We start from the raw sequence: 15,932 nt of genomic DNA, 5'->3' as shown, positions 1-15,932 counted from the left end.
ATTCGTTGGCGAAGGGCATATAAGCACTTTCGAATAAAGGCTAGTCCCCCATTGGGAGGACATGCAACCGCCGGTTAACTTTACTTGCGTGCAACCCCTTGTGCGAAAGCGACATTTGACCATCCGGCCCTTTCTATCACATACGTATGCGTAGGCGGGGAGTCCGCCTGCATAAACAGCAATCGAGGGAGTCTCGATCAATGGCATACGAAGCCGATTATGGCGTCTTTATCGGACGCTTCCAGCCGCTCCACCTTGGTCACGAACACATCATCCGCGACGCGCTCGACCGTGTTGCGAAACTGGTCGTTCTGGTGGGTTCGGCAAATGTGGCGCGCGATCCGCGCAATCCCTTCACCTTCGCAGAGCGCGAGCAGATGCTGCGCGGTTCCTTCGCCTATGAAATGGCGCAGGGGCGGCTGGTCGTCGAGCCGCTCGACGATCATCTCTATTCCGACACGGCATGGGTCGCCGAAGCGCAGCGCCGCGTGCGCGACATCATCCTCGCCGATGCCAATCCGGACGGCCTGGGGCTGCATGGCACCAGCGACTATTCGGTCGTGCTCGCCGGATACGGGAAGGACAATACGAGCTATTACCTGAAGCTCTTCCCCGAATGGGGCTCGATCCAGATCGAGGCCGAGAACGCGACCTTCGGGGCGAGCGACGTGCGCCAGCGCTTCTTCCAGCGCATCCCCGAAGTCCCGCAGGCAGCCTTGTCGAAGGGCGTGGCGGAACAGCTGGAGGAGTTCGCCCGTGGTGACGAGTTCAAGCGCCTGCTTGCAGAACGCGAATATCTCGAAGCCTACCCCAAGGAGTGGGGGGAAGGACCTTTCGTGACGGCCGATGCGGTGGTCGTGCAGGCTGGGCATATCCTGCTCGTCGAACGCGGCCAGTTGCCCGGCAAGGGCCTGCTCGCATTGCCCGGCGGCTTCGTCGGCAAGGGCGAACGCATTCGCGATGCGGCGATCCGCGAGCTGCGCGAGGAAACGGCGATCTCGGACGGCAAGGGCCAGATCCCTCCCGCCATGCTCGCCAGCTTCATCGAGGACAGCGAAACGCGCGTGTTCGATGCGCCTGCCCGCAGCCTGCGCGGCCGTATCATCACGCACGCCTTCCTGTTCCGCATGCCCGAACGGCGTGAACTGGCAGAAGTAAAGGGCGGTGACGATGCCGCGCACGCCCGCTGGTACCGCCTCGGCGAACTGCGGCCCGAACAGATGTTCGAGGACCACTGGTCGATCATCGAGCAGATGGCGAATTTGTAAGCGATTTTAACCGGTTCGGAGGAGTTCCGAACCATACGACCCGCCAAACGTGAGGAGTTCACACCATGGCAAACAACATCATCCTTTCGACGGACAGCTACAAGCACAGCCACTTCCTCCAGTACCCGCCAGAAGCGCGCGCGATCAGCGCCTATGGCGAAAGCCGGATCAATGGCTTTGCGGACGAAGTGCTGTTCCTCGGCCTCCAGCCTTTCCTGATCGACTATCTCGGCAAGCCCGTCAGTCGCGAGGATATCGAGGAGGCCGCCGAGCTCTGCGCAGCACACGGCGTGCCCTTCAATCGCGAGGGCTGGGAAGCCATCGTCGAGGACCACGGAGGCTACCTGCCGATCGAGATCAGCGCGCTCGATGAAGGCAGCATGGTGCCGACATCGGTGCCGCTTTTCCAGGTGGTCAATACGGACCCGCGTATGCCGTGGCTGACGACCTTCGTCGAAACGGCGCTGCTTCGCGCGGTCTGGTATCCGACGACGGTCGCCACGCTTAGCCGCAAGTGCAAGAGCGTGATCGCCGCCGGCCTCGAGCGCACGAGCGACGATCTGGCAGGCCAGCTGCCCTTCAAGCTGCATGATTTCGGCGCGCGGGGCGTGTCGAGCGGCGAGAGCGCGGCACTGGGCGGGATGGCGCACCTCGTAAACTTCAGCGGCACCGATACGCTGGAAGGTATTCTTGCCGCGCGGCGCTATTACGGGGCCGACATGCCGGGCTTTTCGATCCCCGCAGCCGAACACAGCACGATGACGAGCTGGGGCCGCGAGCGGGAAGAGGCCGCTTACGAGAACATGCTCGACAGCTTCGAAGGCGAGGGCGCGCTCGTTGCAGTCGTCTCGGACAGCTACGATCTCGATCAAGCGGTCGAGAAAATCTGGGGCGAGAACTTGCGCGCCAAGGTGCTGAGCCGGAAGGGCACGCTGGTGGTTCGCCCTGACAGCGGCGATCCGGTCGAAACGCCGCTGCGTACGCTGGAAAAGCTGTGGGACCTCTTCGGCGGTTCGGTGAACGGCAAGGGCTTCAAGGTGCTCGACCCGCATATCCGCGTGATCCAGGGCGACGGCATGAATGTCGACAGCATAGCGCGCCTTGTGAAAGCGGTCGGCGATGCGGGTTTTGCCATCGACAACATCGCCTTCGGCATGGGCGGCGGGCTCTTGCAGCTGGTCAATCGCGACACGCTTCGCTTCGCCATGAAAGCCAATGCGATGCAGGTCGAGGACGGCAGCTGGCACGATGTGTCGAAGAAGCCCGCCACCGATCCGAGCAAGGCCAGCAAAGCGGGCCGCCAGGCTGTGGTCGAGGAAGGTGGCAAGCTCGTCGCCAAGCGTCTCGACGAAATCGATCCGGCGGACGACCAGCTCAAGCCGGTCTGGCGCAATGGCGAACTGCTCGTGCGCCACAGCTTCGACGCGGTGCGCGAGCGTAGCTGGAAATAGGGCTCAGCGGTTGATCGGCATATTGTCGATCAGCCGCGTCCCGCCGATCCTCGCGGCAACGAAAAGGCGGGCATTCCCATTGTCCGCCTCGAGCCGTTCGAGGCTGTCGGCGTCGCGCACTTCCGCATAATCGACGCTGTCGAAGCCGGAGACCTGCAGCACTTCGCGCAAATTGCCGAGTGGGCGATCTGCCGACCCACCTCCCGCAATGACGGCAATCGCATCGCGCATTGCCTTGGGCAGAGAAGCAGCCTGTGCGCGCTGCTCGGCCGAGAGATACGCATTGCGGCTGCTCATCGCGAGCCCGTCATCCTCGCGCACGATGGGCACGCCGTGCACCGCATCGACATGCGGGCGGGTCAGGTCGAGGTCGCGGGTCATGCGGCGGATGACGGCAAGCTGCTGCCAGTCCTTCTCGCCGAAGAAGGCCATGTCGGGCGTGACCTGGTTGAACAGCTTGCACACCACCGTCGCCACACCGTCGAAGTGGCCGGGCCGGTCCCCGCCGCACAGCCCTTCGGAAACGCCTGCGACCGAGATGTTCGTGGCGTAGCCCTGCGGGTAGACCTCGTCGGGCATCGGCGCCCAGAGCAGCGCCACGCCTTCGGCCTCGAGCAGTTCGCTGTCGCGTTGCAGCTGGCGCGGATAGGCGTCGAGATCCTCGCCCGCGCCGAACTGGCGCGGGTTCACAAAGATAGAGGCGACGACATGCTCGGCCGCCTCCTTTGCGCGCCTCATCAGCGTGAGATGGCCTTCGTGCAGCGCGCCCATTGTGGGAACGAGCGCAATCGACCCCCCGCTTTCACGCAGGGCAGCGATCGAATTCCTCAACACTTCAAGTTCGCGGACTGTTTGCACGCATGCATCCCCTTGGATAAGAACGATAGCACCTGCTGCCCTAGCGCCGCGCGAGGGCGGGCATCAACTTCTCAATTGCTGGAAACCACTTGCCGCACGCTGTCCCCCACTGGATTACCTTCGCCAACGAGAAGGGCGGGACGGGCAAGTCGACCACTGCGGTGCATGTGGCAGTTGCACTCGCATACCGGGGCGCGAAGGTCGTGGCGTTCGATCTCGACCACCGCCAGCGCACCATGAACCGCTATTTCGACAATCGCGCGGACACCGCTGCAAGGCGCGGCATCGACCTGCCTTCCGTCGAGTGCCACACGGTCCCGCTGATCCCGGCAGAGGAATTCGGCGAGATGGTGCAGCGCCACGGGCGCGATGCCGATTTCATCCTGATCGATACGCCGGGGCGCGATGATCCGCTGGCGCGCTTCGCCGCGACGCATGCCGATACGCTGGTCACGCCGATGAACGATAGCTTCGTCGATTTCGATCTCATCGGGCAGGTTGAGGGCGAGAGTTTCAAGGTCAAGAAACTGTCCTTCTACGCCGAGCTGATCTGGGAAGCGCGGATCCAGCGCAGTCGCAAGGCGATCGAGGAAAACCGCCCACCGATGGACTGGGTCGTCGTGCGCAATCGCACCGGCCATACCGAGGCACGCAATGTCGCGCGTATCGAGCAGGCGCTGACCGAGATGTCCAAGCGCGTGGGCTTCCGCGTGGCCAAGGGCCTGTCGGAGCGCGTCATCTATCGCGAGCTCTTCCCCTCGGGCCTTACCCTGCTCGACAAGGGGCACCTCGGCGATCTCGGCACCAGCCATCTTGTCGCGCGGCAGGAATTGCGCGGGCTGCTCGCCTCCCTCCGCCTGCCAGCGGTCGAACGAACCAAGGAAACGGAAACCGCATGATCAAGATCGTCATGTTCCTCGTCGCGGCGAGCTTCTTCTGCCGCTGGGCGCTGGGGAAGTGGCCGTGGGACTATCTCCGCCCCGCGCCCACCCGGTCGCAGGCGATCTTCCGCGCGCGTCAGCTGCTCAACGTTTCGGCCAAGGCCAACCACGCGGAAATCCGCGAGGCGCATCGTCGCATGTCTGCAATGTCCCACCCCGACAAGGGCGGCAGCAAGGCGCAGATGCAGGAACTCAACGCTGCGCGCGACCTTCTCTTGGACGACCTACCCCACGAACCGCTGGAGCCCCCGCAATGAGCCACACCTTCGACGCAACCGTCCTGCGCGAATACGACATTCGCGGCATTATCGGGCAGACCCTGGGTGCGGACGACGCCCGCGCGATCGGGCGGACCTTCGGTTCGATGCTGCGCGATGCAGGCGGCAGCCGCGTTGCGGTCGGCTATGACGGGCGGGTCAGCTCGCCCATGCTCGAACATGCGCTGGTCGAAGGGCTGACGGCGGCGGGCTGTGATGTCGTGCGGATCGGCATGGGCGCGACCCCGATGCTATATTATGCCGAGGCCAGCGACGATGAAATCGACGGCGGCATCCAGATAACCGGCAGCCACAATCCCCCCAATTACAACGGCTTCAAGATGGTGTTCCAGGGCCGTCCGTTCTTCGGCGCGGACATCCAGGAACTGGGCCGGCTCTCGGCGGCAGGCGAGTGGGCTGACGGTGCGGGCGAGGTCGAAGACCGCGATGTCATGGACGAGTACATCGACCGCATGGTCGCGGCGCTGGACGGTGTCGACACCTCCGCGCTCGACGGCATGCGGGTCGGCTGGGATGCGGGCAACGGCGCTGCCGGTCCCGCGCTCGAAAAGCTCGTCGCCAAGCTGCCGGGCGAGCATCATGTTCTCTTCACCGAGGTTGACGGCAATTTTCCCAATCATCATCCCGATCCTACTGTCGAGGAAAACCTTGCAGACCTGCGAAAGCTCGTCTCCGCAAAGTCCCTCGATTTCGGAGTGGCTTTCGATGGCGATGGCGACCGGATCGGCGCGATCGACGGCGAGGGCAGGGTGATCTGGGGCGACCAGCTGCTGATGATCTATGCCGAGGACCTGCTGGCGAGCCGCAAGGGCGCAACGATCATCGCCGACGTGAAGGCAAGCCGCGCGCTGTATGATCATGTCGCCGCATGTGGCGGAGAGCCGCTGATGTGGAAGACCGGCCATTCGCTGATCAAGTCGAAGATGAAGGAAACCGGCTCCCCGCTGGCGGGCGAGATGAGCGGCCACGTCTTCTTCGCCGACGAATATTACGGCTTCGACGATGCGCTTTATGCGGGTGTACGCCTGCTTGCCGCCTCGGCGCGGCTGGGCAAGTCGGTGACACAACTGCGCAGCGACATGCCGCAGATGATCAACACACCCGAAATGCGCTTCCAGGTCGACGAGAGCCGCAAGTTTGCCGCCATCGAAGAGGTGAAGGAGCGTCTCTCGGGCACCGATGCGGATGTGAACGGCACCGACGGCGTGCGCGTGAATACCTCGGACGGCTGGTGGCTGCTGCGCGCCTCGAACACGCAGGACGTGCTCGTCGCTCGCGCTGAAAGCGATAGCGAGGAAGGCCTCGAACGTCTCGTCGGCCAGATCGACGAACAGCTGGCAATGTCGGGCCTCGAGCGCGGAGAAAGCGTGGGGCACTAAGGCTTGTCATCGGGGTCGCAGCTCGAATGGCCATGGTCCGAACTCGGGATTGGCGAAACATCCGATAAGGATGCAATTCGCGCCGCCTATGACGCGCGCAAGGCCGAACTCGACATCTCGATGCGCATTTCGGCCTTCGCCCGCCTGACCGAGGCACGCGAAAAGGCCCTGTTCATTGCCTCGGAGAAGTTGCGCGCTGCAGAGCGGGGCGAACCGGTTGTCGACGACACGATTTCACCGGTCGCGCCGCCGCCGATCCCCGACCTTCCTCCTGCGCCCGAAGCGCCGCGTATCGATGTTCCCGTCTATGAGGATACCGACCCGGAAGATCTCCGGGCGCAGCCGGTTGACGTCTCGGAGCTGGAGGAAGAGCTCCCCGAACCCGAACCCGAACCCGAACCCGAACCCGAACCCGAACCCGAACCCGAACCCGAACCCGAACCCGAACCGGAGCCGGAGCCGGAGCCGGAGCCGGAGCCGGAGCCGGAGCCGGAGCAGATAGTTTCGGTGCCGCGCGTCTACACCGATCCCTCGCATGACGAGGGTTGGACGGAGCCCGAGCCTTACCAACCCTCGCGCTACCAGGCCGAGGTTGAGGACTACGGCCTCCAGAATTCGAGCGTCTTCGAGCGCTATGGCCTCGACAAATACGGTATCTGGTGGCTCTTCGGGCTGTTCTTCCTCGTCGCCATGTGCAGCGATACGGACGATGATGATCGCAGGCCCGATCCCGCCCCTGCGCCGACCAGCGCGCCTGCGCCGGTCAGCACGACTGTCGTGCCGGCTCCGATCTCGACCGAGGCCTTCGACATCGCGAGGCTCGATGCGATCGCCATGGCAATCTTCGGGGACGGCGTGGACATGGCCGCCATCGCCGACCGCGACCGCGAATTCGCGGACATGTTCGCATTCAACGTCGCGGCAGACGGCTACGACGTGGACGAGGCGCGTTCATATGTCAGGCACCAGATCCTGCGGGTGCGACCGGAGGTCACGAGGTTCGAACTGATCGAGGCGAGCCGCCTATACCTCGCGTGGCTCCAGGCCGCCCGCCAGCAGGGTGAAGAGCACTGCCGCGATGTCTATTCGCGAAGCTTCCTGCGCAAGGACCTGCAGCTCGGCCCTGAGGTCATCCTCCAGGAACAGGAGCTCGCCATCAAGTTCCTCGACAACCGCAACTTCATCCTGCCGACCGCGGGCGGATCGAGCATTGCCTTGCCCGACTGGGCGATCCGCGAGGCGCGGGTGCGCGGCGGACTCGAGCGCGCGGAAATCGGACAGGCGCTCGCAGATACAGGCCATCCGGAACGCTGCCGCGTGACGATCACCCTGCTCGAAGTCCTTCTCGAAAGCCCCCGTGGCGATGCCTTGCCGGCACTCGCTGCGTTGTAAAAATCACGCGCTTGTCTGGGCGATCGAAATTACGCTGCGTGAATACTTGAGCCTTACTCAGTGCTGCGGCAGTAAGGGCCCAATATTGGGAGGGACGCGTACATGAAAAAATGGATTCTCGCGCTTGGCGCGCCGCTGGCGTTGTCGGCACAGCCGGTCATCGCTCAGGAAGAAGAGCAGAGCCAGGAAGAAGTCTTCGCCACCATGGCGGAGATGTTCAAGCCTGAGCCGCTGACCGCAGAACAGCAGGCCAATCTGCCGCTCGCGCGCGAGGTGATCACGATGATCATGCCCGAAGGCGCGATGGCGGAAATGATGGGCGGAACTTTCGACGACATGATCAAGCCGATGCTGGAATTGGCTTCAAAGATGGATGCGCCCTCCTTGGCGAGGGAGCTTGGTGTCGACATGGTTGCGCGCGAGATGACCGATGCCGAAATCGAGGAGGCTTCGCTGCTCGTCGACCCGGTTCGCCAGGAACGCAATGACCGCATCACAGAGATGATGCCCGAACTGATGACGGGCATGATGCAGGCGATGGAGCCGATCATGCGCGAAGCGATGATCGAGGTTTACGCCGCCAACTTTTCGACGCGCGAGCTCACTGATGTCGCGACTTTCTTCAAGACCGAGAGTGGCCAGTCCTACGCTCGCAAGTCATTGGCGCTGCAGCAGGATCCGCGCCTTGTCGGCGCCGTGTTCAAGGCTCTCCCGGTCATGATGGGCTCGCTTCGGGAAATGATGCTCGAGATGGAAAAACGCATGGCTGATCTCCCTGCCGAGCGCACCTGGTCCGACCTCGATGCGGCAGAGCGCACGCGCTTGCAGGCACTGACCGGCCTCGACGCGCAAACGCTCGAAGATGGCCTCGCCTATGCTGCCAAACGCCGCGAAGACTCGAAGAAACCGCTCGGGGACATGTAAGCACAGACATGATCATCGGTATCGACCTTGGCACCACCAACAGTGCGGTGGCGATCTGGCGCGACGGGGAGAGCGAGCTCGTCCCCAATGCGCTGGGCGAATTCCTGACGCCTTCGGCCGTCTCGATCGATTCGAGCGGGCAGAGCTGGGTCGGGCGCGCCGCGCTCGACCGGATGGCGACGCATCCGTCCGAAACGGTGACCAGCTTCAAGCGGCGCATGGGGACGGAAAGCGAGGCGACGCTCGGCAAGCGCTCCTATACGCCCGAAGAACTCTCGGCGATGGTGCTGCGCAGCCTCGTCGATGATGTCGAGGCGGCCACGGGCGAACGACCCGAAGGCGCCGTGATCACCGTCCCTGCCTATTTCAACGAACGGCAGCGCCGCGCCACGCGGCGGGCGGGCGAGATTGCTGGCCTCAAGGTCGAACGCCTGATCAACGAGCCGACCGCAGCCGCGCTCGCATTCGGGCTGATCGACAAGGAAGAGCGCGAGCCTTTCCTCGTCTTCGACCTTGGAGGCGGTACGTTCGACGTCTCGATCGTGGAGATGTTCGAAGGCATCGTCGAAGTACGCGCCTCCGCCGGTGACAACCGCCTTGGCGGCGACGATTTCGACGAGGTCATGGTCAAGCTGGCAGAGCCGAAACTGGGTGCCTCCGACGTGCTCGACCGCATCCCCTCCGACCGCCGCGAGGCCTTGTTGCAGCTGGCAGCGGAGAAGACCCGCTGCGACCTTTCGAGCGCGAACCTCGCCACCTTCCGCGTCACCGTTGGCGACGAGGAGTTCACTGCCGACATCGACACGCAGGAATTCGAGGAGGCTGCCGAAGCGCTGGTAAAGCGCCTCCGCGATCCGGTGATCCGCTCGCTGCGCGACAGCGGCATCGATGTCGAAAGCCTGTCCGACGTCGTGCTGGTTGGCGGTGCAACCCGCATGCCGGTGGTGCGCAAGGCGCTCACCCGCATGTTCAAGCGCTTCCCCAATTCCACTGTCCACCCCGATCATGCCGTGGCGCTGGGGGCCGCGATCCAGGCGGGCCTGCTCTCCAACGGTGACGGGCTGGAAGAAATCCGCATCACCGATGTCGCGCCCTTCACGCTGGGTATCGAGATCGGGATGGACGATGCCTATGGCGGCCGCATCGGCGGTATCTTCTCGCCGATTATCGAGCGCAACACGCCGGTGCCGGTCAGCCGGATGCAGAGCTACACCACGTCCGAGGACGGCCAGCGCCAGATCCACTCGGGCATCTACCAGGGTGAAGCGCGGCAGGTGAAGAACAACGTGAAGCTCGGCGAACTGGTCGTGCCCGTGCCTGCAAAGCCGCGCGGCGAGATCGAGGTCGAGGTGCGCTTCACCTACGACACCAACGGATTGCTCGAAATCGACGTGTCGGTCCCGGCCAGCGGCTACCAGAAGAACGTCGTGATCGTCGACGAGGACGACAAGCGCAGCAAGAAGGAAATCGAGAAGAGCCGCGCTGCGCTGGAAAAGCTCAAGGTCCATCCGCGCGACGAGCAGGTGAACATTGCCGCCATGCAGCGTGCCGAGCGGTGCTACGAAGGCTTCACGGGGCCGGTGCGCGAATTCGTCGGCCGCTCGCTCGACAACTTCAAGGCCGCGCTGGAAAAGCAGGACCCGCGCATCATCGCCGATGCACGTGAAAGCCTCATGCAGCTGGTCGACGAGATCGAGGCAAACCCGCCGGTATGAGCGGCTTTCCCTGGAGTGTCCTCGGGATAGAGGAAACGCGCGAGAAATCGGCTATTCGCAAGGCCTATTCGGTCAAGCTGAAGGCGATGAACCTCGACGAGCAAGTTCAGGATTATGCCCAGCTGCGCGAAGCGCGCGACCTCGCGCTCAGGCTTGCCGCACAGCCGCCTTTCCAAAGCACAAGCTTCGAAGACGATGACGACGACTGGTACGATGACGAGTGGGACATCGGTGCACCTGCGGGTATCGAGCAGCCCCGCTTCGATCCGGAGGACGAATTCGGCTGGGAAATCCGGCCCGACGAACTGTCGCGCGAGGCGCTGGTGGGCGACATGGGCGATCCGGGCGTTTCCGGCAGCGAGCTCGGCTTTCCGGCCCCGTCGGCACCGCCCGTGCGGCCCGACGGCTGGGATGAGTTGCGCGCCGTCCTCTATCCCGATGGCGAGTACAGCCCGGAAGGAATGGCTTTAGAGGAATACCAGCAGGCGGAAGCCGCGCTGGACCGTCTCATCGCGGCGGCGGTGGACGGCGACATCGCCTTCCACGACCGGATCGATCACGCCCTTTCCGAATTGCTCGCCTCGGCCTGGCCGCGCAGTGCCCCGCTGGTAGAGCGCGCCAACCGGAGCTTCAGCTGGCTGGGGGCCGCAGGCGATCTCGATGAGCGCTACGCCCTGCAATTCCTGAATGCGCGTATTGAGGGGATGCGCTTCCACGAGGAGGTGATGGACGCGGGCCACCCGCTGCACAAGGCGTGGGTCGAGCTTTCGCAGCCCGGCAAATCGAACATCCTCGACCGCCTGCGCATCAAGCGCGGCGATATCGATCGCCTGCTCTTCACCGTGCGGACCCAATTCCCCGAACTGGAAGCGCTGCTCGATGAAGAGCGTGTGGCGAGCTGGGAAAAGCCAGCAAACGAAACGGTCTCTTGGATCGTCCAGCGCCTCTTCATCGTGTTCGTGATCGCGCAGGCGCTGCGCTTCTGCGTCTTCGACGACGATCGCCGTCCGGACTTTGGCGCCCAGTCCGAAGCGAGCATCGAGGAACTGCGCAAGGAAGGCCTCGACACCGCGTCGGCAACCGCATTCGGCGCGGGCACGAGCTTTGCCGACGTGGAAGCTGGCGATCCCGAATTCGCGGCCAGTTTCGAACGGTTCCTCGGGCCGGTTCAGGGCGCTGCGCTCTATGGCGATCCCCGGCAGTTCGTCCGCCAGAAAATCCTCTTCGCCCGGCAGTCTGCCGAATTCGACATGCTTGTCGCCATCCAGGCCCAGCAGCTCGACTGGCTGCAGGCAGCGCGCAAGGAAGGCGGAGAAAGCTGCGCGGCGGTGCTCGATGCAAGCTTCAGGAGTGGCGGGCCGCGAATGACGCAGGAACAGCTCGATGCGGAACAGGAACTGGCGCGCCGACTGCTCGATGCGAAACTGCTCAACGTCGAGCCGAAGACGGGGGAGTTCTCCTATTCGGTGCCCGGCTGGCTGATCGACCAGGCAAGGGGCAGCGTGGGGCTCTCGCGCGAGGACTTCGTAAAGGTCATGCAGAACCCGTCGCATTCGGATCGCTGCAGGGTCCAGACGGCGCTGATCTCCTACATGCTCACCGCTCCGGCGCGGGTCCCGCTCGAAACCTTGCGCGGCCTGTGACCACGGATCAGGAACGCCCCTGCGCCAGCAGCGCTTTCCTTCCGTGAGCACAGTCTCGATCCCGCCCGAAATCACCGACTGGTTTTCCGGTCGCGGCTGGCGCGTGCGCCGCCACCAGGCTGAAATGCTCGAGCAGTCGGACGCCGGGCGCCACGCGCTGCTGGTGGCCGATACCGGCGCGGGCAAGACGCTGGGCGGGTTCCTGCCCACGCTCGCTGCATTCTGTCCTTCGCGCGCGGGCGAGACCATGCCCGAGGGGCTTCACACGCTCTATGTGTCTCCGCTCAAGGCGCTGGCCCATGACGTGCAGCGCAACCTCCTCGCCCCGATCGAGGAAATGGGGCTTCCGATCACGGTCGAAACGCGCAGCGGCGATACGCCGTCGGATCGCAAGAGGCGCCAGCGCACGCGACCGCCCAATGTCCTGCTGACTACGCCCGAAAGCCTTTCGCTGCTGCTGTCCTATCCCGACAGCTTCGAAATGTTCGCAGGCCTCAAGCGCATCGTCATCGACGAGGTCCATGCCTTCGCCACGGGTAAGCGAGGGGACCTGTTGGCGCTGGCGCTCTCGCGGCTGCAGGCGATCGCGCCCGATCTGCAGCGGACCGCCCTGTCGGCGACCGTCGCTCGTCCCGAGGCGTTTCGCGAATGGCTCGCGCCGTGGGGAGAGATCGACGAGGTTGCTCTGGTGCAGGGCGAAGAGGGCGCACCTGCCGAGGTGGAAATCCTCCTGCCCGACGAAGAGCGGGTACCGTGGGGCGGGCATGCCGCGACTTGGGCGATCCCGCAGCTCTATGAGGAGATCCGGCGCAACAACACGACGCTGGTTTTCACCAACACGCGCTTCCTTGCCGAATACATCTTCCAGCACCTGTGGGATGTGAACGAGGACAACCTGCCCATCGGCATCCACCACGGGTCGCTTTCGAAAGAGGCGCGGCGCAAGGTGGAGGGCGCGATGGCGCGCGGCGAACTGCGCGCGCTGGTGGCGACGGCGAGCCTCGATCTCGGTGTCGACTGGGGCGACATCGACCTCGTCGTGCAGATGGGTGCGCCCAAGGGTTCCTCGCGCCTGCTCCAGAGGATCGGCCGCGCCAATCACCGGCTCGACCAGCCCAGTCGCGCGCTGCTGGTTCCGGGCAACCGGTTTGAATTCCTTGAGGCGACAGCTGCGAAGGAAGCCGTCGACGAGGGCAAGCGCGACGGCGAGGAGTTCCGCCCCGGCGGGCTCGATGTGCTCGCACAGCATGTCATGGCCTGCGCCTGTGCCGCGCCCTTCGAGGAACAGGCGCTGCTGCGCGAGGTCCGCTCGAGCCTTGCCTATGCATGGGTCGACGAAGCGGTGTGGGAGCGCGTCCTCACCTTCGTCGCCACCGGCGGCTATTCGCTCAAGGCCTATGACAAGTTCAAGCGCATCATGCGCGACAAGGATGGCATCTGGCGACTGACCCATCCCGAACAGGCCGCGCGGCACCGGCTCAATGCGGGCATCATCATCGACAGCGAAATGCTGGAGGTCCGGATCAATTCGGGCCGCGGGCGGGGCGGGCGCAGCCTCGGCAAGATCGAGGAGCGGTTTGCAGCCCAGCTAAGCCCGGGCGACACTTTCGCCTTTGCCGGCATGAGCCTCGAGGTCGTGAAGCTGCAGGATATGGAGGTGCTGGTGAAGGCCGCGACTTCCAACGCCATGATCCCCAGCTATGGCGGTGCACGCATGCCGCTCACCACCCATCTTGCCGAACGGGTGCGCACCATGCTGGTCGACCGCGCGGGCTGGGCGCGCTTCCCCGACGATGTGCGCGAATGGCTTGAGGTGCAGGACTGGCGTTCGCAGATGCCCGGTCCGGGCCAGCTGCTGGTCGAGAGCTTCCCGCATGCGAAGCGACATTACTCGGTCTACTATACGTTCGAAGGCTGGAACGCGAACCAGAGCCTCGGCATGCTGATCACGCGCCGGATGGAGGATCGCGGCCTCCTGCCGGGCGGCTTCGTCGCCAACGACTATTCGCTGGCGGTCTGGGGGCTGAAACCCGTGACCGATCCTGCGCCTCTCCTGTCGCCCGACATATTGCAGGACGAGTTTATCGAGTGGGTGCAGAACTCACACCTGCTGCGGCGCGCCTTTCGCGAAGTGGCGGTGATCGGCGGGCTGGTCGAACGCCAGCATCCCGGAAAGCGGAAGACCGGCAAGCAGGTCACCTTCTCGACCGACCTGATCTACGACGTGCTGCGCAAGTACGAGCCGGACCATGTGCTGCTCGAGGCCGCATGGGCTGATGCGCGAGAGCGGATGACCGATGTCGGCAGGCTGGCCGACCTTCTCGACCGATCGGCGGAGCAACTGGTCCATGTCGAACTCGATCGGGTCAGTCCGCTCGCCGTGCCGGTCATGGTGATGATCGGCCGCGAGGCGACCCCGCAGGGTTCGGTCGATGACGAATTGCTGCTCGAGGCGGAAAGCCTCGCGGGTGCAGCCATGCGCGTGGACGAACAGCCGGAATAGGGTCCGGTCAGGATTCAGGCAGAAATCTCTCGCTGCAGCTATACGCAAGCGCGGAACTGATTGGCTCCGGTGGGCGAGGCAATTCGTTTCGCGGGGCACTATCGCCTTTGCCGAACCTATAATCCCGTTCGATCCCGCCGAAACAGAAGTAGGGAAACCTCGTCAACCCCCGTTCTGCCAGCGCCGCGAGTACTTGCAGTGACGGACCATAAGGGGCGTCGGCGGCTGGCTCGAACACGACCTGATCCGTGACGGATTGACCCGCTATCCATTCCAGATGTCTGGCGAACTGGACTGGATCTGCCACCATGCCATTCACTATCGGTTCGCCTGACGACGACACGGATATGCGCTGCACTCCCCCTTCGTAGACTGGCGACATTTCGGGAAAGGGCGCTGGCAAATCGATCATCAGAGCGTGTGTGGGCGTCCGATAGCTCGCCATTGCCAGCACGGCAGGGATCAGGAGTACGCCGGCAATTGGCGCTAGGTTAGGCCGTCTGATGGGCTCACCATGGTCGAATTTTGCGTGCGTCTTCCTGCGCCTCCTCATCTGCCTCACTCTCCCGTGCGACCGAACTGCCGGTATTTGTGATTGCCGACGAAGGCGAAGTTCTTGACGCCCGAATCCTTGATCAGGGCGATCGTGCGGGCGGAAGCCTGGTAACTTGCTAGCGCATCGGGTTCGAACTTGACCACCGGCTGCTTGTCGAGCGCAGCGGTCGAGGCGAGCTGGTTGAGCATTTCCTGCCGGCTGAGCTCGGCGCCATTCCAGAAGAGCCGGTCGGCGCTGTCGATGTGCACGACATTCTCGGGAAGGATTTCCTCCGGTCCTTCCCCGTTCGGCAGGGGGATCAGCAAGGCATGGGTGGCGATGGGGATGACCATGATGAACATGATCAGGAGCACGAGGAGCACATCGATGAAAGGCGTGACGTTCATCTCGCTCATGGGTTGGTTCTGCAGCGGTACGCGGCGAGCAGTAAATGCCATGATCTCTCTCCTCATTATGTCATAACATAACATCACAAAAGGAGGAGGGTGGCAAGTAGGCTGGTGCAGTGCGGCTGCCGCACATGAAAAAAGGGGGCGGATCGCTCCGCCCCCTTTCGCAATTTCAAGTGGTTGCAGTGCTTACTGCATGCCGGCGCTACCGAAGGTGCGATAGCGCTCGTTGCCCACGAAACCGAATTTGGTCACGCCGCTGGCCTTGATGATCTGCAGCACGCGGGCCGACAGTTCATAGCTTGCCAGTGCCTCGGGCTCGAACTGCAGTTCGGGCTCGGGATTGATCGAGAGCGACTGCTGGAGAAGGTTCACGAGGTCACCTTCGCCGATCTCTTCGCCGTTCCAGAGCATGCGGTCGTCCTGCGTCAGGACGAGCTTGTTCTTGTCGGGCTCAACCTCGACCGGCGGCGGGTTGGGGTTGGGTTGCGGAAGATCGATATCGACCGAGTGGGTCGCTACCGGGATGGTGATGATGAACATGATGAGGAGAACGAGCAGGACGTCGATCAACGGCGTCATGTTCATTTCCATCATCGGGGCGCCATCGTCCTTGCCGCCTGCCATTGCCATGG

General features: G+C 63.8%; 13 protein-coding genes. 10 read left to right on the top strand and 3 right to left on the bottom strand.

The window, feature by feature from the left end; all coding sequences use genetic code 11:
• Positions 1–200 precede the first annotated feature (200 nt).
• Both K3165_RS13075 and K3165_RS13070 read left to right on the top strand, forming a co-directional pair.
• The gene (locus K3165_RS13075) at positions 201–1,268 is read left to right on the top strand and encodes a bifunctional nicotinamide-nucleotide adenylyltransferase/Nudix hydroxylase (RefSeq protein WP_221549329.1); all 1,068 of its coding nucleotides are present in this window, start codon (positions 201–203) and stop codon (positions 1,266–1,268) included.
• A 65-nt stretch (positions 1,269–1,333) separates the two neighbouring features.
• Positions 1,334–2,719, top strand: coding sequence for a nicotinate phosphoribosyltransferase (locus tag K3165_RS13070; protein ID WP_221549328.1), 1,386 nt, complete (start codon positions 1,334–1,336; stop codon positions 2,717–2,719).
• A 3-nt stretch (positions 2,720–2,722) separates the two neighbouring features.
• Here K3165_RS13070 and panC read toward each other — a convergent pair whose 3' ends face one another.
• Positions 2,723–3,577 (bottom strand): pantoate--beta-alanine ligase, encoded by an 855-nt coding sequence (gene panC / locus K3165_RS13065; protein ID WP_221549327.1) that lies wholly within the window; start codon positions 3,575–3,577, stop codon positions 2,723–2,725.
• Positions 3,578–3,666: 89 nt separating this feature from the next.
• Between panC and K3165_RS13060 the strand changes: the two genes are divergently transcribed.
• From K3165_RS13060 to K3165_RS13025, 8 genes are all read left to right on the top strand, one after another.
• Positions 3,667–4,476, top strand: coding sequence for a division plane positioning ATPase MipZ (locus K3165_RS13060; RefSeq protein WP_247714133.1), 810 nt, complete (start codon positions 3,667–3,669; stop codon positions 4,474–4,476).
• Entirely contained in the window at positions 4,473–4,775 is a 303-nt protein-coding gene (locus tag K3165_RS13055) for a J domain-containing protein (RefSeq protein WP_221549326.1), read from the top strand. The genes K3165_RS13060 and K3165_RS13055 overlap by 4 nt, the downstream gene beginning before the upstream one ends.
• Complete coding sequence (pgmG, locus tag K3165_RS13050) at positions 4,772–6,175, top strand: phosphoglucomutase/phosphomannomutase PgmG (RefSeq protein WP_221549325.1); 1,404 nt, start codon at positions 4,772–4,774, stop codon at positions 6,173–6,175. The genes K3165_RS13055 and pgmG overlap by 4 nt, the downstream gene beginning before the upstream one ends.
• 3 nt (positions 6,176–6,178) lie before the next feature.
• Entirely contained in the window at positions 6,179–7,567 is a 1,389-nt protein-coding gene (locus K3165_RS13045; RefSeq protein WP_221549512.1) for a hypothetical protein, read from the top strand.
• 102 nt (positions 7,568–7,669) lie between these two features.
• Positions 7,670–8,491, top strand: coding sequence for a DUF2059 domain-containing protein (locus tag K3165_RS13040; RefSeq protein WP_221549324.1), 822 nt, complete (start codon positions 7,670–7,672; stop codon positions 8,489–8,491).
• Between the two features lie 8 nt (positions 8,492–8,499).
• A complete protein-coding gene (locus tag K3165_RS13035) occupies positions 8,500–10,206 on the top strand; it encodes an Hsp70 family protein (protein WP_221549323.1) in 1,707 nt (568 codons plus the stop codon).
• Positions 10,203–11,849 carry a hypothetical protein gene (locus tag K3165_RS13030; RefSeq protein WP_221549322.1) on the top strand — a complete coding sequence of 549 codons (1,647 nt, stop codon included), beginning with the start codon at positions 10,203–10,205 and terminating at the stop codon, positions 11,847–11,849. Before K3165_RS13035 ends, K3165_RS13030 begins: the two co-directional genes overlap by 4 nt.
• A 43-nt stretch (positions 11,850–11,892) precedes the next feature.
• Complete coding sequence (locus K3165_RS13025) at positions 11,893–14,352, top strand: ligase-associated DNA damage response DEXH box helicase (protein ID WP_221549321.1); 2,460 nt, start codon at positions 11,893–11,895, stop codon at positions 14,350–14,352.
• 558 nt (positions 14,353–14,910) lie between these two features.
• On the opposite strand, the gene K3165_RS13020 is transcribed toward K3165_RS13025, so the two are convergent.
• Together K3165_RS13020 and K3165_RS13015 are read right to left on the bottom strand one after the other, a co-directional pair.
• On the bottom strand, positions 14,911–15,345 hold the full coding sequence (locus K3165_RS13020; RefSeq protein ID WP_221549320.1) for an ExbD/TolR family protein: 435 nt from the start codon (positions 15,343–15,345) through the stop codon (positions 14,911–14,913).
• A 141-nt stretch (positions 15,346–15,486) separates the two neighbouring features.
• Positions 15,487–15,930 carry an ExbD/TolR family protein gene (locus K3165_RS13015; protein ID WP_221430016.1) on the bottom strand — a complete coding sequence of 148 codons (444 nt, stop codon included), beginning with the start codon at positions 15,928–15,930 and terminating at the stop codon, positions 15,487–15,489.
• Positions 15,931–15,932: the final 2 nt, after the last annotated feature.

The sequence above is a fragment of the Qipengyuania xiamenensis genome, from assembly GCF_019711495.1.
Classification (GTDB): domain Bacteria; phylum Pseudomonadota; class Alphaproteobacteria; order Sphingomonadales; family Sphingomonadaceae; genus Qipengyuania; species Qipengyuania xiamenensis.
The sequence above is the reverse complement of the archived record's forward strand: the minus strand, read 5'-3'. Positions and strand labels throughout refer to the sequence as shown.

Excerpts from the sequence above, each read along its gene's own strand:
- K3165_RS13035 (WP_221549323.1), top strand. The coding sequence starts at position 8,500 with ATGATCATCGGTATCGACCTTGGCACCACCAACAGTGCGGTGGCGATC.
- K3165_RS13030 (WP_221549322.1), top strand. The coding sequence starts at position 10,203 with ATGAGCGGCTTTCCCTGGAGTGTCCTCGGGATAGAGGAAACGCGCGAG.
- K3165_RS13020 (WP_221549320.1), bottom strand. The coding sequence starts at position 15,345 with ATGGCATTTACTGCTCGCCGCGTACCGCTGCAGAACCAACCCATGAGC.
- pgmG (WP_221549325.1), top strand. The coding sequence starts at position 4,772 with ATGAGCCACACCTTCGACGCAACCGTCCTGCGCGAATACGACATTCGC.
- K3165_RS13040 (WP_221549324.1), top strand. The coding sequence starts at position 7,670 with ATGAAAAAATGGATTCTCGCGCTTGGCGCGCCGCTGGCGTTGTCGGCA.
- K3165_RS13015 (WP_221430016.1), bottom strand. The coding sequence starts at position 15,930 with ATGGCAATGGCAGGCGGCAAGGACGATGGCGCCCCGATGATGGAAATG.
- K3165_RS13070 (WP_221549328.1), top strand. The coding sequence starts at position 1,334 with ATGGCAAACAACATCATCCTTTCGACGGACAGCTACAAGCACAGCCAC.
- K3165_RS13055 (WP_221549326.1), top strand. The coding sequence starts at position 4,473 with ATGATCAAGATCGTCATGTTCCTCGTCGCGGCGAGCTTCTTCTGCCGC.
- K3165_RS13075 (WP_221549329.1), top strand. The coding sequence starts at position 201 with ATGGCATACGAAGCCGATTATGGCGTCTTTATCGGACGCTTCCAGCCG.